The organism is Mesorhizobium sp. M0615 (assembly GCF_040320805.1).
Lineage (GTDB): Bacteria > Pseudomonadota > Alphaproteobacteria > Rhizobiales > Rhizobiaceae > Mesorhizobium.
This window is the reverse complement of sequence record NZ_JAMYQI010000001.1, coordinates 321,857-341,868: the sequence shown is the minus strand read 5'-3', so window position 1 is coordinate 341,868 and position 20,012 is coordinate 321,857. Positions and strand designations below refer to the sequence as shown.

At 63.8% G+C, this 20,012-nt stretch carries 22 protein-coding genes and 1 tRNA gene; 11 read left to right on the top strand and 12 right to left on the bottom strand.

Going from position 1 to position 20,012, the window contains the following annotated elements; all coding sequences use genetic code 11:
* Positions 1-241 precede the first annotated feature (241 nt).
* Together mepK and NKI46_RS01730 are read left to right on the top strand one after the other, a co-directional pair.
* The gene (gene mepK, locus NKI46_RS01735) at positions 242-2,068 is read left to right on the top strand and encodes a peptidoglycan L,D-endopeptidase MepK (RefSeq protein WP_023728404.1); all 1,827 of its coding nucleotides are present in this window, start codon (positions 242-244) and stop codon (positions 2,066-2,068) included.
* 115 nt (positions 2,069-2,183) lie between these two features.
* A tRNA-Gln gene (locus tag NKI46_RS01730) sits at positions 2,184-2,257 on the top strand.
* 145 nt (positions 2,258-2,402) lie between these two features.
* On the opposite strand, the gene NKI46_RS01725 is transcribed toward NKI46_RS01730, so the two are convergent.
* On the bottom strand, positions 2,403-3,041 hold the full coding sequence (locus tag NKI46_RS01725) for a 2-dehydro-3-deoxy-phosphogluconate aldolase (protein WP_352744458.1): 639 nt from the start codon (positions 3,039-3,041) through the stop codon (positions 2,403-2,405).
* A gap of 174 nt (positions 3,042-3,215) precedes the next feature.
* Between NKI46_RS01725 and trhO the strand changes: the two genes are divergently transcribed.
* Positions 3,216-4,142 (top strand): oxygen-dependent tRNA uridine(34) hydroxylase TrhO, encoded by a 927-nt coding sequence (gene trhO / locus NKI46_RS01720; protein ID WP_352744455.1) that lies wholly within the window; start codon positions 3,216-3,218, stop codon positions 4,140-4,142.
* Between the two features lie 25 nt (positions 4,143-4,167).
* Here the strand turns inward: trhO and NKI46_RS01715 are convergent, their stop codons facing one another.
* A complete protein-coding gene (locus NKI46_RS01715) occupies positions 4,168-4,530 on the bottom strand; it encodes a YybH family protein (protein WP_352744452.1) in 363 nt (120 codons plus the stop codon).
* 202 nt (positions 4,531-4,732) lie between these two features.
* On the opposite strand from NKI46_RS01715, the gene NKI46_RS01710 reads away from it, so the two are divergent.
* Together NKI46_RS01710 and NKI46_RS01705 are read left to right on the top strand one after the other, a co-directional pair.
* Positions 4,733-5,470: a tellurite resistance TerB family protein gene (locus tag NKI46_RS01710; protein ID WP_352744449.1), complete on the top strand. Its 738-nt coding sequence runs from the start codon at positions 4,733-4,735 to the stop codon at positions 5,468-5,470.
* 353 nt (positions 5,471-5,823) lie between these two features.
* A complete protein-coding gene (locus NKI46_RS01705; RefSeq protein WP_352744446.1) occupies positions 5,824-6,585 on the top strand; it encodes an SDR family oxidoreductase in 762 nt (253 codons plus the stop codon).
* Positions 6,586-6,597: 12 nt separating this feature from the next.
* Here the strand turns inward: NKI46_RS01705 and NKI46_RS01700 are convergent, their stop codons facing one another.
* Entirely contained in the window at positions 6,598-7,782 is a 1,185-nt protein-coding gene (locus tag NKI46_RS01700) for a pyridoxal phosphate-dependent aminotransferase (protein ID WP_352744445.1), read from the bottom strand.
* A gap of 82 nt (positions 7,783-7,864) precedes the next feature.
* Between NKI46_RS01700 and NKI46_RS01695 the strand changes: the two genes are divergently transcribed.
* From NKI46_RS01695 to denD, 4 genes are read left to right on the top strand one after another with little or no spacing between them, the layout of a single operon-like run.
* Positions 7,865-8,551 carry a GNAT family N-acetyltransferase gene (locus tag NKI46_RS01695; RefSeq protein ID WP_352744442.1) on the top strand — a complete coding sequence of 229 codons (687 nt, stop codon included), beginning with the start codon at positions 7,865-7,867 and terminating at the stop codon, positions 8,549-8,551.
* 15 nt (positions 8,552-8,566) lie between these two features.
* Positions 8,567-9,538, top strand: a complete 972-nt coding sequence (locus NKI46_RS01690) for a cation diffusion facilitator family transporter (RefSeq protein ID WP_352744440.1) — start codon at positions 8,567-8,569, stop codon at positions 9,536-9,538.
* Positions 9,539-9,596: 58 nt separating this feature from the next.
* On the top strand, positions 9,597-9,803 hold the full coding sequence (locus tag NKI46_RS01685; protein ID WP_023686390.1) for a hypothetical protein: 207 nt from the start codon (positions 9,597-9,599) through the stop codon (positions 9,801-9,803).
* Between the two features lie 11 nt (positions 9,804-9,814).
* A complete protein-coding gene (gene denD / locus NKI46_RS01680; protein ID WP_023714026.1) occupies positions 9,815-10,798 on the top strand; it encodes a D-erythronate dehydrogenase in 984 nt (327 codons plus the stop codon).
* 10 nt (positions 10,799-10,808) lie between these two features.
* On the opposite strand, the gene NKI46_RS01675 is transcribed toward denD, so the two are convergent.
* From NKI46_RS01675 to NKI46_RS01660, 4 genes are all read right to left on the bottom strand, one after another.
* A complete protein-coding gene (locus tag NKI46_RS01675; RefSeq protein ID WP_352744641.1) occupies positions 10,809-11,981 on the bottom strand; it encodes a nickel/cobalt transporter in 1,173 nt (390 codons plus the stop codon).
* A complete protein-coding gene (locus NKI46_RS01670) occupies positions 11,981-12,658 on the bottom strand; it encodes a DUF1007 family protein (RefSeq protein ID WP_023737661.1) in 678 nt (225 codons plus the stop codon). Before NKI46_RS01670 ends, NKI46_RS01675 begins: the two co-directional genes overlap by 1 nt.
* An 89-nt stretch (positions 12,659-12,747) precedes the next feature.
* Positions 12,748-13,647 (bottom strand): LysR family transcriptional regulator, encoded by a 900-nt coding sequence (locus tag NKI46_RS01665; RefSeq protein WP_023671925.1) that lies wholly within the window; start codon positions 13,645-13,647, stop codon positions 12,748-12,750.
* A 2-nt stretch (positions 13,648-13,649) separates the two neighbouring features.
* On the bottom strand, positions 13,650-14,849 hold the full coding sequence (locus NKI46_RS01660) for an amidase (protein WP_023737662.1): 1,200 nt from the start codon (positions 14,847-14,849) through the stop codon (positions 13,650-13,652).
* A gap of 539 nt (positions 14,850-15,388) precedes the next feature.
* Between NKI46_RS01660 and odc2 the strand changes: the two genes are divergently transcribed.
* Both odc2 and NKI46_RS01650 read left to right on the top strand, forming a co-directional pair.
* Positions 15,389-16,522, top strand: coding sequence for an ornithine/lysine decarboxylase (gene odc2, locus NKI46_RS01655; protein ID WP_023671923.1), 1,134 nt, complete (start codon positions 15,389-15,391; stop codon positions 16,520-16,522).
* Positions 16,523-16,666: 144 nt separating this feature from the next.
* Positions 16,667-17,209, top strand: coding sequence for a GNAT family N-acetyltransferase (locus NKI46_RS01650; protein WP_023814605.1), 543 nt, complete (start codon positions 16,667-16,669; stop codon positions 17,207-17,209).
* Between the two features lie 69 nt (positions 17,210-17,278).
* Here the strand turns inward: NKI46_RS01650 and NKI46_RS01645 are convergent, their stop codons facing one another.
* The 5 genes from NKI46_RS01645 to NKI46_RS01625 form a co-directional block, all read right to left on the bottom strand.
* Positions 17,279-17,563, bottom strand: coding sequence for an SCP2 sterol-binding domain-containing protein (locus tag NKI46_RS01645; protein ID WP_352744437.1), 285 nt, complete (start codon positions 17,561-17,563; stop codon positions 17,279-17,281).
* A gap of 194 nt (positions 17,564-17,757) precedes the next feature.
* On the bottom strand, positions 17,758-18,306 hold the full coding sequence (locus tag NKI46_RS01640; RefSeq protein ID WP_352744435.1) for a hypothetical protein: 549 nt from the start codon (positions 18,304-18,306) through the stop codon (positions 17,758-17,760).
* Positions 18,307-18,334: 28 nt separating this feature from the next.
* Positions 18,335-18,751, bottom strand: coding sequence for a hypothetical protein (locus NKI46_RS01635; protein ID WP_023686384.1), 417 nt, complete (start codon positions 18,749-18,751; stop codon positions 18,335-18,337).
* A 13-nt stretch (positions 18,752-18,764) separates the two neighbouring features.
* A complete protein-coding gene (locus NKI46_RS01630) occupies positions 18,765-19,337 on the bottom strand; it encodes a rod-binding protein (protein ID WP_352744432.1) in 573 nt (190 codons plus the stop codon).
* 290 nt (positions 19,338-19,627) lie between these two features.
* Complete coding sequence (locus NKI46_RS01625) at positions 19,628-20,011, bottom strand: hypothetical protein (RefSeq protein ID WP_023817282.1); 384 nt, start codon at positions 20,009-20,011, stop codon at positions 19,628-19,630.
* Position 20,012: the final 1 nt, after the last annotated feature.

The window sequence follows — 20,012 nt, the reverse complement described above, 5'->3', positions numbered from 1 at the left end:
AAAAGGCTGAATCTTGATCTAAACCAGCAGTTTACCAAGAAATCCTGTGTATTATTTTTGACGGGATATCGCCACGGTGTTACCGCATTTCGGCTTCAATAAGCGATGATTAACCATTAGGATCGATATTCGGATGTGAGAACCACGCATCCGTTTGGACAAATCCGGGGACAAACGGCAGCCTGCAAGGCCTTTTGATTTGAACAAAGTCGAACGACACAGAAACGGGCGGCGCGATCACATGGGCGTCTGGCCGAGATGGCTGGCAGCGTTGATCGTTGCGTTCGCTTTCCTCGCCGCAACTGCTGCCGGCGCTAGCGCTGAAACGCGCTCGCTCAAGCTCTATCACCTCCACACGCACGAAAAGGCCGAGATCGTCTACAAGCGCAATGGCCGCTACGATCCGGCAGGCCTCAGGAAGATCAACATCATCCTGCGCGACTGGCGTCGCAACGAACCGACCAAGATGGATCCGCGCCTGCTCGATCTGGTGTGGGAAGCTTACCGGCAGGCCGGCGCCACCGACTATATCCAGGTCGTCTGCGGCTATCGCTCGCCGTCGACCAATTCGATGCTGCGCAGCCGCAGCCGCGGTGTCGCCAAGGAAAGCCAGCATATGCTGGGCAAGGCGATGGACTTCTACATTCCGGGTGTGCCGCTGAAAAAGCTGCGCAACATCGGCCTGAAGATGCAGGGCGGCGGCGTCGGCTACTATCCGTCGTCCGGTTCGCCCTTCGTCCACATGGACGTCGGCAATGTGCGGCATTGGCCAGGCATCAGCCGCCAGGAACTGGTCAGCCTGTTCCCCAATGGCAAGACGCTGCATGTGCCGAGCGACGGCAGGCCGTTGCCGGGTTATGACCAGGCGCTCGCCTCCTACAAGGCGCGCAAGGGCGCCGGTTCTCCTGCCATCATGATGGCCAGCGCAGGCGGCAGCACCAAGAAATCCGGTGGCTTCCTGTCCGCGTTCTTTGGCGGTGGCGGTGAAGACGAAGCCGACGACAGCGCCGATGTCGCTACCGCCGCGCCGCCGCCGAGAAGCGTGAAGCCGGTGCTGGCTGCCACGAGCAACAACAACAGCAATCTGCCTGGCATCGCGATCGTGTCGCCGCAGAACGCCAAGCGCGCCAACATTCCGCAGCTTGCCGACGACAGCGCTGACGATTCGGAGCCGCAGGACACGCCGGAGACGATCATCGCCGCGCTGCCCGCCAAGGAAGTGCCGCTGCCCGCTTTCGCACCGCGGCCGAAGGCCGATGTCGGCGCGCAACAACCTGAGACCGTGCCGTTCGGCGTGGCCGATGCCACCACCGAACAGACGGTGGCGACGGCGCAGGCGCCGGCCAATGTGCCGTTCGGCACGGCCGATGCGAGCAATGCCGACCAGGGGGCCGATCAAGCTGCCGCTCCGGCGCAGGTCGCGGTCAACGTCCCGTTGCCGACCTGGCGTCCCGACCGCTCTTCGCCGCCGGCTGAGCTTGCGCCGCAGGACAAGGGCGTTCTGCTGGCGCTGGCCGATACGGCTGCCCACAAGCAGACCGCAACCGACGCGTTCTCGGTGCTGCCGTCGCAGCGTCCGGACGAGGTCAAGGCGGTTCTCGAACAGGCCAGCGCCGCCGATACAGCCGGTGCTACCGACGACTATCAGGTTGCGTCGCTCGAGCCTCGCTCGGCGTTCAACGATCCGTCAGGTGTCGATGCCGCATCGCCGCGCGGTGCTATTGCTGCCCGTCCCGCCGGTACCGATCCAGCCTCGGTGATCGGCGCCGGCGTCAAGACGACACGCAAGGAAGCAAGGGCTTCGGCTCGCGACCTGAAGCCAGGACCGAAGGCAGTGGTGGTGGCGGCCGAACCGCAGGCGGCGCGCTGGGCGCTGAGCAGCGGCGACAACATCGCCACCGTTTCCAGCCCGACGACTGCGCCGCGCTATGCCTACAACATCGTGCATACGCCGCCGAGCGAGGTCTACACCGCAGGCTTCCAGGCGGACAACCAGATGGCCGATGCCAACCGCTTCACCGGCAATGCCGTAAAATTCCTTTCGGTCGCCCGCTTCCAGACGAAGTAAGAGCTCGACGGGGTAAACATCGAAGCCGCGCTGGGCAACCGGCGCGGCTTTTTGCTGTTGGCGAATCTCCAGCACTGGCTTCTAGCGTCCCGGAATGCTAACCACCAGCCTGCATTCCCGCTTCGTCTAATGGTAGGACAGCGCCCTTTGAAGGCGTGAATCGTGGTTCGAGCCCATGAGCGGGAACCAAAATCTCAATGCGTAGCAACCCCCGTCGGCGCAAGCTGGCCGGGTTTCTTGTGCCGAGAGCAATCCAGGAACAGTGTGAAACGATTTGCCGGGAAAAGCGCGGAGCGTTTCCCTGGGGAATTGCGCAAAGATAAAGTAGCGGAGGTTATTTTCCGAGCTTGCTCGCGGTCTGTGCGAGCGCCTCGATCTCATCCCACTTGCCGGCCTTGACCAACTCGTCCGGCGCCACCCACGAGCCGCCGACGCAGATAACGTTGGACAGGCTGAGATAGTCGGCCGCGTTCTTGGCCGAGATGCCGCCGGTCGGGCAGAATTTCACGTCGGCCAGCGGCGAGGCAAAGGCCTTCAGCGAGGCGATGCCGCCGGATTGTTCGGCCGGGAAGAATTTCAGGAACCGCAGGCCGGCCTCGCGGGCAGCCATGATCTCGCCGGGCGTGATGGCGCCGGGCAGCAAGGGAACGTCGCTGTCCTTGGCCGCCGCCAGCAACTCTCGCGTGATGCCGGGGCTGACGATGAATTTCGAGCCAGCGGCCGCTGCCTCGTCGAACTGCTTGGCATCGAGAATTGTGCCGGCGCCGACAATGGCGCCCTCGACCTCACCGGCGACGCGGCGGATCGCTTCCAGCGCATCGGCGGTTCTCAACGTGATCTCGATTGCCGGCAGGCCGCCGGCGGCCAGCGCCCGGGCGAGCGGGACGGCGTCCGCGACATTGGCGATCTTCAGCACCGGAATGACCGGCTGGCCGTTGAGCAGCGCCAGGAGCTTTTCGGTCTTGCTGGGCATTGGCTTGTCTCTCCCCGGGTGATTTCAACCGATTAGCAGAAGGCCGATTCCGAGTCCACGAAACCCGGCCTGCCGCGATGTCACATGTCGGCCAACGAGCCTGCTGGCGAATACCGACAAGGTGTCTTTAGCTCTGCCTTGAATCCGCTTTGACCACGGTCTAGTGGCTTGGCGATGACCAACCATGAACCCGTGCGCGTCGCTGCGCTCTACAAATTTGCGAGGCTGGGCGACTTCGACGCGCTGCGGGTCTTGCGCACGCCACTTGCCGCCTTCTGCTGCGGGCGCGGCATCAAGGGCACATTGCTTCTGGCGCAGGAAGGCATCAACGGCACGGTTGCCGGCAGCGAAACCGACATAGCCGACCTGATCGCTTATCTCGAGGCCATCGAGGGTCTTGCCGATCTTGAGGTCAAATACAGCACTGCCGCCGAAATGCCGTTCCATCGCATGAAAGTGCGGCTGAAGCGCGAGATCGTCACCATGGGCGTCGAAGACCTCGACCCGGCGACGGGTGCGGGAACCTATGTCGCGCCGGCCGACTGGAACGCGCTGATCTCGGACCCCGGCACCATCGTCATCGACACACGCAACGCGTACGAAGTGTCGATCGGCACGTTCGAGGGTGCGGTGGATCCACGCACGTCAAGCTTTCGCGAATTCCCGGCCTGGGTGGAAAAACACCGCGACCAACTCGACGGCCGCAAGGTCGCGATGTTCTGCACCGGCGGCATTCGCTGCGAAAAGGCGACGGCCTATGTGAAGTCGCTCGGCTGCGAGGATGTGTTCCATCTCAAGGGCGGCATCCTCAGATATCTTGAAGAGGTCCCGGCCGAAGACAGCCTGTGGCAGGGCGAGTGTTTCGTCTTCGACGAGCGGGTCTCGGTGTCGCATGGGCTGACCGAAGGCGAGGCCGAACTCTGCCGCGCCTGTCGGCATCCGCTGACGCCCGAGGACCGGCTGTCGCCGCATTTTTCCACCGGCGTGTCATGCCCGCATTGCTACGAGGCACGCTCGGACGAGGATCGCGCCCGCTATGCCGAGCGCCAGCGCCAGGTCGAACTGGCGCAGGCGCGGGGCAGGGAACATATCGGCAATTAGCCCCCGATCGCTCGTATCGTTTCTGTCACCACGCGACGGAATAGCGGTCGATCACCCACAGCCATGTGCCATCTCTCTGCCGGCGCGCGACCTCTGAGGTTATCGAGCCGTCGGCAAGCCTGGTCGACGTCAACGCGAGGTCCCCGTTGATGGCCGCCGGGCGCTGCTCGCCGCGCTGGAATTTTCGCCCGCTCTCGGCAAAGGCTTCGAACAAAGCGCGGATCGCCTCGTGGCCACGCGTCAATTCGGCTGCTCCGGTGTCTATGACGGCATCGGGTTCGAACAGCGCCACCATGCCGTCAATGTCTCCCACCCACTGCCGCTCGATCAGCAGACGTTCCAGATCCTGCGGATCGCGCGCCGGCTCCCGGCCAGGTTGATCGGTCACGGCAAGGTTCCTCCCTCGGCAATGCGGCGGCGACATTAGCGCAAGCCGAGGCCGGTATCGACACACCGATTACCGATTTGCGGCATTGCCGGGCCGATAGCAAAGCGTGCGTCCGTCATTGTAATGTCAGTGTGCGGGCCCTACGTCTGCAACGTCCAAAACCTGCCCGTCCACGTTTCGCGGGCCCTTTTCTGGAGGCACCATGTTCGACCCCAAAAAGCTTCTCGACGATCTGCTCGGCTCGCAAGTTCCCGGCACAACCGGCACCGTCCGCGACAAGGCCGGGCAGGCCGTGCAGATGGCCAAGGACAATCCGCTGGCCGCCGGGGCGCTGGCCGCGGTGTTGCTTGGCACCGGCACGGGACGGCAGGTCACCGGCACGGCCGTGAAGCTCGGCGGTTTGGCTGCGATTGGCGGTCTCGCCTACAAGGCCTACCAGAATTACAAGGCCGGCAATGCACCCGAGCAGGCGACGGCGGCCGGCCAGCCGGAATTGCTGCCGCCGCCCGCCGACACCGGCTTTCATCCTTCACAGGCGCCACAGGGCGAGGACGAGTTCACGCTGACCCTGGTGCGGGCGATGGTCTCGGCGGCCAAGGCCGATGGCCATGTCGATGACGCGGAACGCCAAAAGATCGCCGGCAAGCTCAGTCTGGCCGGCATCGGCACGGAAGCGGAAAAGTTTCTGATGGCCGAGCTGGACAGCCCGCTCGACCTCGATACGCTGGTCGCCGGCGCCAAGACCGATGAGCAGAGGCTCGAGCTCTACACGGCGTCGCGACTGACGATTGACCCCGATACGCGCGCCGAACGCGGCTATCTCGACCTGCTCGCCGGCCGGCTCGGCCTGCCGGATGCGCTCGTCGATCATGTCGAGGCGACGGTGTCGGCGGCCAAGGTGCCGGTTCCGTCAGGCACGGCGCCGAACCCGCGCTGGTAGACAACGCAGCCGCGCGCCTGGGGCAGGGGGGCCGAGGCCGGAAAAAATGCGTTAACGTCTCGTTTACCGAGGAAGCGCATGATTTTAGTCAGTCGGATCGGCTTTCCTCCTCCCAAGCCCGGTTCAGATCAGGGCGGTCGCCAATGACCGCCCTTTTTTGTTGGACCGATCACATAAAGTGCGCCGCGCTTCATGTTTTTGTCCTGATGCATGTCGTTCTCTCACAACCGGGGCCACTTTGAGCGACATGCACAGTGTCCGACTTGCCATGATCGCCTTCATTTGCGATGGGTCGGTGCATTCGGATGCACCCCGATCTGTGCCGGGATGCGCGGCGCGCAGGAGCGAAATCCATGACAGCCCTCACAGAGAAAACCGCCATCGTCACCGGCGCCGGCACCGGCATCGGCAAGAGCGTCGCCACGGCGCTGCTCAAGGCGGGCTGGAACACGGTGTTTTGCGGCCGCCGCAAAGCGGTGCTCGACGCCGCCATTACCGAAGCCGGGAAAACGGACGCCAAGGCGCTGGCAGTTGCCTGCGACATCAGCAAGGCCGGCGAAGTCGATGATCTGTTCGAGACGGTGGCCGCAGCCTTCGGCCGCGTCGACCTGCTCTTCAACAATGCCGGAATGAGCTACAAGTCGACGCCGATCGACGAGATACCGGTCGAGGTTTGGAACGATATTGTCGGCGTCAATCTCACCGGATCCTTCCTGTGCGCCCGCGCCGCCTTCGGCGCCATGCGCAAGCAAAAGCCGATGGGCGGCCGCATCATCAACAATGGCTCGGTGTCGGCCTATGCGCCACGGCCGGGCTCGGTGCCCTACACCGCGACCAAGCACGCCATATCGGGGCTGACCAAGACGCTGGCGCTCGACGGCCGGCCCTATGATATCGCCTGCGGCCAGATCGACATAGGCAACGCGCTGACCGATATGGCGCACGCAATGACGGTCGGCGTGCCGCAAGCCAATGGCACCATCGCCGCCGAAGCGGTGATGGACGTCCAGCGCGTCGCCGACGCCGTCGTCCACATGGCCAGCCTGCCGCTCGACGCCAACGTGCTGTTCATGACGGTGATGGCGACCAAGATGCCGTTCGTGGGGCGTGGGTGAACAGCCGAAGGCCTACCTCTTCAAAAACGCCTCGATCCGCTCCAGCGCGTGCAAGATGTTCTCTTCGGAATTGGCGTAGGAAAGCCTGATGTAGCCTTCGCCGAGAATGCCGAAATCGGGGCCGCCGATCAGCGCCACGCCGGCCTCCTCAAGCAGTGCCGAGGCGAGCTTCTTGGCCTTCCAGCCGGTCTTCGAAACATTCGGGAAGGCATAGAATGCGCCTTTCGGCGTAATGCAGGAGATGCCGGGCAGCGCGTTCAGCCCCTCGACCACGATCTTCCTGCGGTTGTTGAAGGCGCGCATCATCTTGTCGACATCGTCCTGCGGGCCGTCGATGGCGGCGATGCCGGCGAACTGGCTCGGCGCGTTGACGCAGGACCAGCAATTGACCGCCAGCTTGCGGACCTTGTCGTAGAGATGCCCGCCCTTGTCGCCATTCGGCCAGATCGACCAGCCCAAGCGCCAGCCGGTCATCGCCCATGTCTTCGACCAGCCGTTGAGCACGATCAGCCGGTCGCGAATTTCCGGAAAATTGAGCAGCGAAAAATGCGTCTCGCCGTCATAGGTCATGACGTCGTAGATTTCGTCGGAGAGGATAGCGACCTGCGGATGCGCTTGCAGTCCCTTCACCAGCTTCTCGATCTCGGCGCGCGGCGTGACGCCGCCGGTCGGATTGGCCGGTGAGTTGAGGATTAGCAGTCTGGTCTTCGACGTGATCAGCGCCAGCGTCTCTTCTGCCGAGAAGGCAAAGCCGTTCTCCTCGCGGATCGGCACCGGAATGGGCGCGGCGCCGGTGAACTCGATCATCGAGCGGTAGATCGGAAAGCCTGGGTCTGGATAGAGGATCTCGGCGCCGGGTTCGCCGAACATCAAGATGGCCGCGAACATGGTCGGCTTGCCGCCGGGCAGGATCATTACATTCTCGGGCGAGACCTCGACGCCGGTGGTGGTCAGCGTGCGCCGCACCACCGCTTCGCGCGTCGCCAGCAGGCCATTGGCCGGGGTGTAGCCATGGTGGCCGTCGCGCAGCGCCTTGATCGCGGCCTCGACAATGTGCTGCGGCGTTTTGAAGTCGGGCTGGCCGATGCCGAGATTGACGATGTCGCGGCCCTGTTGAGCCAGTGCGGTCGCCCGCGCCAGCACGGCAAAGGCGTTTTCCTCGCCGAGACGGTCGAAGGCCGAAATCGTGTGGAGCATTTTTCCCGTCCGTGTGGTTCTTGCTGTTAGGTCGCGTTTTTGTGAGCGTCTGCTCACAAAGTCAAACGGATTGGAGTTTTGCGTGTCGGAAAATCTCAAAGATTGGCAAGCGCGTCCGCGGCCCGAGCGCAAGCCCATTGACGGCCGCTATGTCCGGCTCGAACCGCTGAGCGCCGAAAAGCATGGCGATGGGTTGTACGAGGCGTCGTCGGTGCCCGACATCGATGGACGCTTTGCCTGGCTGCCCGACCACCCGCCGCAAACCCGCGCCGATTTCCAGCCATGGCTGGACAAGGTCGAGGCGAGCGAGGATCCGCTGTTCTTCACCGTCATCGACAAGGCCAGCGGCAAGGCCGCCGGGCGACAGACGCTGATGCGCATCGATCCCACCTATGGCGTCATCGAGATCGGCAACATCTATTGGGGGCCGCTGATCTCGCGCAAGCCGGCAGCGACCGAGGCGCAGTTCCTGTTCATGAAGTATATTTTCGACGGGCTCGGCTATCGCCGCTACGAGTGGAAATGCAACAACCGCAACGAGCCGTCAAAGCGCGCGGCGGAACGGTTCGGCTTCAAGTTCGAGGGCATTTTCCGCCAGCATCTTGTGGTCAAGGGTGAAAACCGCGATACGGCATGGTACTCGATCATCGACAAGGAATGGCCGGCGCTGCGCAAAGCCTATGAGGCATGGCTCGATCCTGCCAATTTCGATGGCGAAGGCCGGCAGAAGCGGCGGCTCGAGGATTTCCGCGCCGAGTTCGGCGCGTAACAGGAGTTTTTTCCGATGGCGCACAGCCATGATCATGGTTTGCATGCTGGGCATGGCGCCGGCCACGTGCATGGCTCGACCGACAAGAAGCGTGTGCTGATCGCAGCCTGCCTGACCGCCGGCTTCATGGTGGCCGAAGGGCTTGGCGGCCTTTTGACGGGATCGCTGGCGCTGCTGGCCGACTCCGGCCACATGCTCGCCGACTCGATTGCGCTTGGCCTTGCCTGGTACGCCTTCCATCTTGGCGGGCGGCCGGCGACGGTGCGCCTCACCTACGGCTTCGGCCGAGTCAAGACGCTGGTTGCCTACACCAACGGCATTGCCATCTTCGCCATTGCGCTGTGGATCGTCTACGAAGCCTGGGGCCGGCTGATGACGCCGGCGCCGGTGCTGGGCGGGCCGATGCTGGTGGTGGCGATCGCCGGCCTTCTGGTAAACTTCGCCTCGTTCTTCGTGCTGCATGGCGGCGACCACGACAGCCTCAACATGCGCGGCGCCATCCTGCATGTGCTGGGCGACCTGCTCGGTTCGGCGGCGGCGATCGTGGCGGCGCTGGTCATCCTGGCCACCGGCTGGACGCCGATCGATCCGATCCTGTCGGTGCTGGTCTCCCTGCTGATCCTGTCCACCGCATGGTCGCTGATGCGCGAAGCCGCCCATGTGCTGCTCGAAGGCGTGCCGGCAAGGCTCGACCGCGATCTCATCGCCAAGGATATTGCCGGTACGATCAAGGGCGTGCGCGAGGTGCACCATATGCATGTCTGGTCGCTGGACGGGTCGAGCAACATGGCGACGCTGCATGCCTGCCTCAACGATGGCGTCGATCCGCACCAGGCGGTCAGCGCCATCAAGAAGCGGCTCGCCGCCGAACACGGCATCAGCCACGCGACGGTCGAACCGGAATTCGGCCAGTGCGCCGACAGCCATGACGAGCACGATCATGACCACGACCATGGTGCGCCACCGCATCACGGCCATTATCACTGACAGGGAATTTCATGGCATTGGCATCCGAGTTGACGAGTTCCCGCTGTGGCGGGACGGCATGATGGATCGCGACACGCGAAACGCGCTGATTGCCGCAGCCTGGATCATGCTGCTGTTCGGCATCGCGGCGTTCTATCTGCCGACCGTGATGCTGGCCGTCGGCAATGTCTCGACCGTACTTGCCGGCATCGTCGGCATCGCCTTCGTGCTGGCATTCTTTCTGGTGTTCTGGTTGCGGGGCCGCAGCCAGAACAAGGGCAAATAAGAGGCTTTGAAATGCGCATCCTGATTACTGGCGCCGCCGGCATGGTCGGCCGCAAACTTGTCGACCGGCTGGCCAAGGACGGCACGCTCAACGGCCGCAAGATCACCGGGCTCGACCTGCACGACATCGTGCCGCCGCAGGCGCCCGCGATGGATGGCGTCAGCATCGCCACGCATACGGGCGACCTTGCCGACGCCGGTGCTGCCGAGAGCCTGGTGGCGTCACGCCCCGACGTCATGTTCCATCTCGCCGGCATCGTGTCGGGTGAGGCGGAGGCGAATTTCGATCTCGGCTACCGCGTCAACCTCGACGGCACACGGGCGCTGTTCGACGCCGTGCGGCTGGCAGACTTTGCGCCGCGCCTCGTCTTCACCTCGTCGATCGCCGTGTTCGGCGCGCCGTTCCCCGATGTCATCCCGGACGACTTTCATCCGACGCCGCTGACCTCCTACGGCACGCAGAAGCAGATGAGCGAAGCGCTGCTGGCCGACTATTCCAGGCGCGGCTTCTTCGACGGCATCGGCATAAGGCTGCCGACCATCTGCGTGCGGCCCGGCAAGCCGAACAAGGCGGCGTCAGGTTTCTTCTCCGGCATCATCCGCGAGCCGCTGAGCGGCCACGAGGCGATCCTGCCGGTGCCGCGCTCGGTGCTGCACACCCATGCCAGCCCGCGCTCTGCGGTCGGTTTCCTGATCCATGCCGCCGGGCTCGACGGTGCCGCTGTCGGGCCGCGCCGCAACCTCACCATGCCCGGCGTTGCCGTCACCGTCGGCGAGCAGATCGAGGCGCTGGAGCGCACTGCAGGCGCCGAGGTGGCGAGCCTGATCCGTGAGGAGCCCGACGAGACGATCTGGGCGATCGTCAAGGGTTGGCCGACGCGCTTCGAGGCGCGCCGTGCAAGGGACCTCGGCTTCAGCGCCGAAAACAGTTTCGATGAAATCATCCGCGCTCATATCGAGGATGAGCTGGGCGGAATGATCGCGGGTCAGGCCTGACCCGCCGAGGTCACACAGCTCCGGACAGGCTCGCCGACAACAGCAACAGCCCGAACAGGAAGACGAAGGCGGCGCCGCCGATTTCGACGACTGTGTGGATGCGGTTGCCCATGCGGCCGTCGCCGGCGAAATAGACCGCCCAGTTCTTGGCGGTGACTGCGATCGTTGCCAGCGCCGAGACTGTGATGGCGGTTCCAATCGACATCGCCAGCACCGACAGCAGGCCGCCGAGCCACAGGCCGTTGAGCAAAGCGAAGCTCAGCACAATCAGCGCGCCGGAGCAGGGGCGGATGCCGACGGCGGCTACAGCCGACCAGGCCGTGCGCCAGTCGAAGCGGTCGCCCGACAGCAGCGCCGGATCGGGCGCATGTGAGTGGCCGCACGTATCACAGACCTCGCCGGCTGGGTGATCGTGAGCGGCGTGATCGTGATGAGCGTGGTCGTGATGGGAACGATCGTGTGTGTCGTGGTCGTGCGCAGCGTGATCGTGATGATCATGCGAATGGTCGTGATGCACATGCAAGGCATGCGAATGCGCATGCGCCGCGTGGCTGTGAGCGGCATGCGAATGGCCGCCATGGGAATGACCGGCGTGGGCTGCCGACAGGCTGTAGGCGGGCGCCTTGCCGAACCAGCGCAGGACCGTAGGCCCGAGCTTGCGCCACAGCAGCCAGGCGCCGAACAAAGTGACGAAGACATAGCTCATGATCTCCATGAACCAGGCTGCGTCGGTCATCGAGATGGCGGTGCCGCGCAGGACGAAATAGGCAAGCAGCATCACCAGGATCGCGGTCAGGCCCTGCAGCAGCGCCGAGACGAAGGACAGCAGGATACCGCGCCTGAGCGCCACTTCATTGGCCACCATGTAGGACGAGATCACCGCCTTGCCGTGGCCGGGGCCGGCGGCGTGGAAAATGCCGTAGGCGAAGGACAGGCCGATCAGCAGCCACATCTTGCTGCCGTCCTCGCGCATTGCTTTCATCGCCGTAGCCAATGCGCGGTAGAATTCCTGCTGGCGCAGATTGATCCACATCAGGATGTGGGCGAACGGGCCGGTGGTGGGCGCCATGCCGTCATTGACACCGATGCCGAGTGAGCTCTGGGCATGGGCCTGCCCGAGAAAGTGCGTCATCAGCAGGGCAGCGGCCACGAGGCCGAATGCCAAACGCAGGGACGGTTTCATCACCGGATATATCCTTCTGGCGGGCAATTCAGTTCGAGCTTGGTGGCGAAGATCTTGCTCATGTCGGTGCCTGTCGGGTCGTTGAAGAACGCGTCCGTCAGGGTCTTCTGGTTTTCCTTGATCGCCTCGTCCGGGTCGGGCCGGATGACGCTCTTGGTGCAGTTCGAGGGCAGGCCTTCCACCGTGATGTTGCTATCCTCGGTGAAGTCGATCGCCGTATAGAAGGTTGGATCGTAGACGCCGAAATCGATCTTGCCGGCGAGCTTGATCGGCATCTTGGGTTCGGATTCGAACAGGATGATCAGCTGGTCGTTTTCGAAATTGGCCATAAGATGCGGTGGCGGCGTCATCGGCACGTCCTTGCCGTCGACGGTGACGAGCTGGAAATAATTGAACTCGGCCAGCGAGGCATGAACGGTGTCGGCGACATCCTTCAGCTCCTTGTCGTCAAGCTTCAGGTCGGAGTTCTTGTCGAACTCCATCATCACCGTACTCGAAAACAGATCATCGAAACGCCAGAGGTGACGCAGCGCTTTCACACTTTGGTGATCCGGAGAGAGGATCACGTCGAGGCGGGCCTCGGCGAAGACATGAGGATGCGCGCCAGCCGCTCCGACGGCGGCAAAAGGCGCCGCCAAGGCCGAAGCCAGCATGATTGCGTGCCGTTTCAGATGCATTCTCGGTCGCTGTTCCATCGGCCTCGGAGAGATGTCGAGAGGTTACCAGAAACGGGGCGAAATTGGGACCGCGGCACGGCAAGACCGGGTCAGGCGCTCTCGCGGTTCTTGAACCACTGCACCAGGAAATCGACGAAGACACGGACCTTGGCCGGCAGATAGCGACGGTGCGGGTAGACGGCGAAAATCCCGCTGCCCGACTGGATGCGGTCGTCGAGCAACGACACCAGCAGCCCGGATGCGAGGTCGGGGGCGGCGATGAAATCGGGCAGGATGGTGAAGCCCAGGCCGGACACGGCGGCGGCTCGCGCTGCCATCGGGCTGTTGACCTCGATGGGACCCGATACGTTGACGCTGACTGACTCCTCGCCATCGCCCCTGAAGCGCCAGTTGGCGAGCGAGCGGCCATTGGTGTCGACGATGCAGGGCAAGTTGGCGAGATCCTGCGGGCGCGTCGGCTTGCCGTGCTTGGCGATCAGCTCCGGCGAGGCGCAAAGCTTGATCGAAAACGGCCCCAGGCGGCGGGCGATCAGCGATGAGTTCTCCAGCCGCGAGATGCGCACGGCAAGATCGAAACCTTCCTCGACCAGATCGACAAAGCGGTCGTCGAGATGGATGTCGAGGACGATGTCGGGATGCTGCTTGGCGAAGTCGATGAGCGACTGGCCAATCGGCGCATCGGCGAAGGTGCGCGCCGCCGACAGCTTGATCCTGCCGCGCACGTCGCCGGAGGATTCGCGCACGGCGTCGGCCAGGCTGTCGACCTCGCGCACGATTTCCGAAGCGCGGCTGTAATAGGTATGGCCGGCCTCGGTCAACGAGAACTGCCGCGTGGTGCGGTTGAGCAGCAGCGCGCCGAGTTCGTCCTCGAGTTCGCGCACATATTTCGACAGCAGCGCCTTGGAGCGACCGATCTTGCGCGCGGCCGCCGAAAAGCCTTCGGCCTCGACGACGTCGATGAAGGCGCGCATGCGGGTCAGTGTATCCATCATCAGGCCTTTCGTGCCGCATCGAGAATTCGCCGGCCGAGCCGTATCAGGGCAATGTCGCTGCCGGGAGGGCCGAGCAGCGAGAGGCCGAAAGGGGCACCGTCAACCGAGCCCAGCGGCAGGGTGATTTGCGGAAAGCCTGAAAGACCCGAAAGGCACAAAAGATGCAAGGCCCTTTCGCGGTAGGCCTGGAGCTGCTGCGGCTCGCTTTTGACCAGAGGTGCGGGGCCTGGAACGGTGGGCAGGACAAGAAACCCGTCCTGGCCGAGCAGCGCGGCTAGCTCGGAGCGGAACGTCAGGCGGCGCACCGCCTCGGCCCGCGCGGTCTTTTCGTCGATCGTGCGGCCAAAACCAAAGCGCTCCTCGACGCCCGGCCCGAGATCGCGCTCGCCAGAAATGATCCAGGCGCCATGCTGCTGCCATGCCTCGGCGGCCTGGAGGCGGCGAAAGCACCAGTAGAGCTCGTCGGGGAAGGAGGCGAAGCTGTACTCTACCGGCGCCGGCTCACCGATAAGACTGGCGGCCAGCGCTCTCATCCTGGCATATTCGGCTGCCTCAGCGGGGCCGGCCACGAAAGCGTCCAGCCAGCGGATCGAAAGCGGCCGGGTGAGCGGATACGGATGCGGGTCGCGGCCGAGCAGCAATTTGCCGATTGTCTCATAGGTCTCGATGTCGTCGGCGAACCAGCCGAATGTGTCGAAGCTCGGCGCCAGCTTCATCGTGCCTTCGAGCGAAATGCGGCCATGCGTGGTGCGCAGCCCGATCAACCCGCAAAAGCTCGCCGGGGCACGGATCGAGCCGCCGGTGTCGGAGCCGGTGGCGATATCGGCAAGCTTGCCGGCCACCGCCGCCGCCGAGCCTGACGAGGAACCGCCGGTGACGCGATCGGGAGCGGCCGGGTTCACCGGAAACGGAAAATGCGCGTTCTGGCCCATCAGCGAGAAAGCGAACTCGTCGGTCTGCGTCTTGCCGATGAAGCGCGCGCCGGCGTCGAGAATCATCTGCACGGCCGGTGCCGTGCTGGACGCGGCATGCGCCTCGTCGAACTTCACCGGATTGCCGCAACCGGTGCGGTAGCCGGCGACGTCGTAAATGTCCTTTACCGCCAGCCTGAGCCCGGCCAGCGGCCCCAGTTCCGCATTGGCGACCGGCATGCGGCGCAGGTCAAGAAAGGCGTTGAGCGGGCCGTGCGTGCCTGGCATCGTTCGATATCCGTATACAGTAGGCCCAGCATTGTTCGATGCCGGAAATTTTACAACCTGGGATACGATTTTTATTGATTGTGAAATCTTTCGATCTTATATCGCGCTTGCCCAAAGTCGCACGTGCCTGTGGGTGTCCGCCGATCCTCGAATGGTGAGGGAAATCGGTAAGGTAACTGGAGCTAACCCCTCCAGTCGGTCTAGCGGCCAACCGCCAGCCCGAGGACACCTTGAAGCAACGACGGTGCGGGCCTTTCTGGTGTTCTGCCGGTCGTCCAAAGACCGGGGTTACTGAAGAGGCACACCTTCATTGCCGGCAGTGCGGACGGGTCTCCCATCCAAGCCAAGGCAGACAAAGCGAACCGAGGCCGGGCAAGGCCAAGGTTCACCGCCGCGAGACGGCGTTTCATGGTTCCGGGGTCTCCACCGGCTGGTTCCATGAATTTCCGTCCCGCCTTTGTTTGACCGCGCGTCGCGAGGCCGAGAGCCCGCGTCCGCAGCCTTATTGCGCGCCGCAAGGCGTTAATGGAGAGACCCCGATGGCCACTCAGCGCATCCTCGACTTCCTCGCCACCCGACGTCCGTCCGGCCCCTGCCTCGTCGTCGACCTCGATGTCGTGCGCGACAATTTTCGCGCCTTCGAAAAGGCGCTGCCCGATTCCCGGATCTACTATGCGGTGAAAGCAAATCCGGCGCCGGAAATCCTGCGCCTGCTTGCTGCGATGGGCTCATCCTTCGACACCGCTTCCGTTGCCGAGGTCGAGATGGCGATGGACGCCGGTGCGCCGGCGGACCGTATCTCCTTCGGCAACACCATCAAGAAGGAGCGTGACATTGCACGCGCCTACCAGCTCGGCATTCGGCTGTTTGCCGTCGATTGCGTCGAGGAAGTCGACAAGATCGCCCGCGTCGCTCCCGGCGCCCGCGTGTTCTGCCGCGTGCTGACCGACGGCGAAGGCGCCGAGTGGCCGCTGTCGCGCAAGTTCGGCTGCGTGCCGGCGATGGCCGTCGACGTGCTGCGCCATGCCAGGACGCTCGGCCTCGACGCCTATGGCGTGTCGTTCCATGTCGGCTCGCAGCAGACCGACCTGACGGCGTGGGACCGTGCGCTGGCCGACGCCAAGAAGGTGTTCGCCACGCTCGCCGATGAAGGCATCGTCCTCAAGATGGTCAACATGGGCGGCGGTTTCCCGACGCGCTATCTGCGTGACGTGCCGGCGGCCCAGGCCTATGGCCAGGCCATCTTCTCGGCGCTGCGCAAGCATTTCGGCAATGCGATCCCTGAGACCATCATCGAGCCGGGTCGCGGCATGGTCGGCAATGCCGGCGTCATCAAGTCGGAAGTCGTGCTGATCTCGAAGAAGGCCGAAAACGACAATGTGCGCTGGGTGTTCCTCGACATCGGCAAGTTCGGCGGTCTGGCCGAGACGATGGACGAGGCGATCCGCTATCCGATCGTCACCCGCCATGACGGTTCGGAGACCGCACCTTGCGTGCTCGCCGGCCCGACCTGCGATTCGGCCGACGTGATGTACGAGAAGACGCCGTATCCGCTGCCTCTGTCGCTGACCATCGGCGACGATGTGCTGATCGAAGGCACCGGCGCCTACACGACCACCTACTCGGCGGTCGCCTTCAACGGCTTCGAGCCTCTCCGATCCTACGTGATCTGACGGCTTCGGCCTTCAGATCACCCCAGGCGGACGTTTGCGTCCGCCCGGGTTCGCCTGTGGAACAAGCTCCGCTCGTGAAGGATCGCGGAAATGGACATTGTAAATTACATTGACGGCATTGGATTCTCCCCCCCCGAGGGGGAGATGGCCGGCGCCATTCCCATCGTCGCCGAAACTGCGGCAGACATTGGATCGCGTGAAGCGTTGCTCGATCGCGCCATGGGGCCGATGCGGCGCAAGAAATCGTCGGAGAAGCTGCGGCGTGGCCGCCGGCCTTCCGAAGGTCTCGCTTTTGTCGTGCGGGATGCCGCCGGCGCGGTTGCCGGCACGGTGCGGCTGTGGGACGTACGTCTGGGCGAGGGCGGCCCGGGAGCACTTCTGCTCGGACCGCTCGCCGTCGATCCGGCGCTGAAGAACGCCGGCATCGGCTCGGCGCTGATGCGCCATGCTTTGGCCGAGGCCGCGCGTCTCGGCCATGCCGCGGTGCTGCTGGTCGGCGATGCGCCTTATTACGGTCGCTTCGGCTTTTCGGCGGAGAAGACCGGCGCGCTAGCCATGCCTGGTCCGTACGAGCGGCACCGCCTGCTCGCGCTGGAACTGATCGATGGTGCGCTCGACGGCGCGCATGGCACGCTGAAGGCTGCAGGTCGCAAGCTCAAGACACAGAGGCTCTCGCTGGCCGCCTGATTGGTCACAAACAAACGCCGCCGGTCCTTTGCATTTCAGCGAGGGCGGCGTTTTGTTTTTGCGAAGGGCTCAGCCGATCAGCTGGCTGAGCGCCATGGCGACCGACATATCGCCTTCGACCTTTATCTTGCCGGACATGAACGCCATGGTCGGATTGAGGTCGCCGGCGATCAGCGAATCCAGATCGTCGAGCGACAGCTTGATGGTGCAGTTGGTCGGCGCATCGGTGTTTGAGACGGTCGCGCCATCGATGACGATGACGCCGTCGGTGCCGGTGTCGAACTTCACGGAATGTTCGAACCCGGCGCTCGCCACGCGCGACCTCATCTTCTCGGCAATGTCCTGAACGCTCATGACTGTTCTCCTGGTCTCGTTGCGTTTTGCCGCGCTTCAGTGACCGGCCTCCGCCGAAGTCGCTGTCTCGCGCGTACCGCGATCCTGGTCGCTTGGCGCATATAGCTTCGAGTTGACGTAAACGTCAACGCGCGATGCGTCATCTCGTTTCAGTCGGAAGGAATGCGGCAGAGACATTCACCCTGCGATGAAGGTTAGTGTTCAGCAGCGGACTTCGCCGCCTCGGCCTGGGCCGATTCCGCCGGGGCCGGTTCGGTCGGCGTGGCCGGATCCTTGCGGCGGCGCATGGCGTTGTCGCGGATTTCGTCCTTGGTCAGGAAGTTGACCTGGTCGATCAGCACTTCATGCACCAGGTCGGCGCCGACGCGCGCGTTGACGGTGTCGCGTATGGCCTTGCGGAAGGCATCGAGATCGATGGTTTCCTTCTTGGTGAAGTCGATCTGAGGATTGGAGTAGAGATAGGAATAGACCTGATCGGTCATCAGGGCTTCGGCCGGAATCGACATCTTCTTTATCTCGGCCGGCTCGACCGTGTAGACGAGCTTGGTGAGGAAATAGCCGTCGATCTTGGAATCGCGGATCAGCGGCACCGAGATGATGTCGGTCTTGACGTAGTCGAGGCCACCCAGCATCGGTTTCGGCGTCTCGCCGACGCCGCGCTCACCGGCCGACTGGAACGAATAGAACACGGCGCCCAGCGTGGCGGCGCAGATCCAGATCGCGGCGGCGATGAATTTGATCACCGGTTGTTCCCGCCTGGTGCCGAGATCATCAGCTCGCCCAACCGAATTCGCCGGCCGAATAGGTGCCGTCGGCTTCGGCGCGCTGAATGGCGTTCTTCAACAGCGTGGCGACTTCGTTGACCGCGTTGAGGTGGGCGAGGATTGCAGCCTCGTTTTTCGAGAGCTTCTGGCGCAGCCGCGCCAGACTGTCGCGATGCTGTTCCAGGAATTCGATCTCGTTGGCGCCCTTCATGGCGCGGGTCAGCTCATAGAGGTAGCGGCTCTTGCGGGCGTTGGAGGCCTTGAGGTCATAGCTGGTGTCGTTCTTCAAACCGGCCGTCTCTTCCTCGACCGCTTCCTCGATGCGGCCGATGATGGCGGCAAGGTTGCCCGGCCGTGCAAACGGGATCGGCGCTTCGGACGTACGCGCCGGCAGGTTGGAAGAGTATTTTGAAAAATCGGCCATTGAAAATCCTGGTCTAGATCTTGATTTCGGTTTTGATGGTCGTCTCGTCGCCGGTCATCGACCGTGCGGCCTTGCGCTGCAATTCCTCGACCAGCGAGGTGGACAGCCGGGTCTGCTGGTCGATCTCGGTCTTGTGCGGCCCGGTTGACACCGGGCCGATCGGCACGGTGCGCTTGCCGTCCTTGTAGTGGTCGGCGAGCAGCGATTTGGCGATGCCGATCCCGCCGCGCTCGGCCATGACGTCGGCGACACGCTCGGCAAGCTGCGATTTCCACATGTCGCCGGCCAACCCCTTGCCGTAGACGCCCTCGGTGTCCTTGGGCAGCATGTTTTGGATGAAGGTCTGCAAGACCATCGCCTCGAACTTCTTGAACTTGCTGGCGGGATCGGCATTTGCGGCGGCCTTGTCGGCCGTGGCACGCGACAAGATCGAGCCGGTATCCACCGAAGCCGCCATGTCGACCAAAAAGGCGCCGCCAACGCCGTTGGCCCGCTTGGCCAGCGCGGCACGGGCAGCCTCGATATCCGTCGGGTCGACGGCTCGGGCAACATCGAGAACGATGTCGCTGGGTGGAGAAATCGCCAAGAAAGTCCGCCTCTTTGCCGGGTTTCCTGAGCGACCATGCCGCAGCAAGCTTGTGGCAGGCTTGCCGGCTCGAAATCCTTCGCCGGATGCTAGGCATTGCTATCAGCAGCGGCAACTCCGGCTGGGTCGATGCGATCTGGTCGTTTGCGGTGGGCGCTGCCGGCGTCGCCATGGTCAGATCGTAGGTGGCGTAGGCGCAGAGGCCGAACACGGCGCCGTACACCCAACACAGCCCGCCGCACGGAACGAAACCGAACGCCGTCCGCAGGTGACCCGGCTCTAACTTCCGATTATTCCTGCCCTCGCCTCTGCGCGACCAGATCGAGCCGGTCGCGGTCGGAGCGTTCGCGTTCGTCCTGTCGGCGCACGTCCTTGTAGGCGCGCTCGACCATGTTGGTGCGCGCCGTCGCAGTGGCGATGAGCGTGACCTCCTGCCTGGCGCTTTCCAAGCTCGCTTCCTGCCGGACCAGCGCATTGGCGATGCGGCGATGGTAGAGATCAGGGAACAGCACCGCCATCGACTGGTCGGCGTCGAAATGCTGGACAAGTTCCCTGGCCTCGGTTTCGGCGGTTGCCGCTGCCGCCAGGAAGGCCGCATGGCGCGTCTCGTGCAGGGCCTTCAACTGCTCCTGCACCTTGACCAGTTTCTTCAGCCGTTCCTTGCGCGTGCTCATC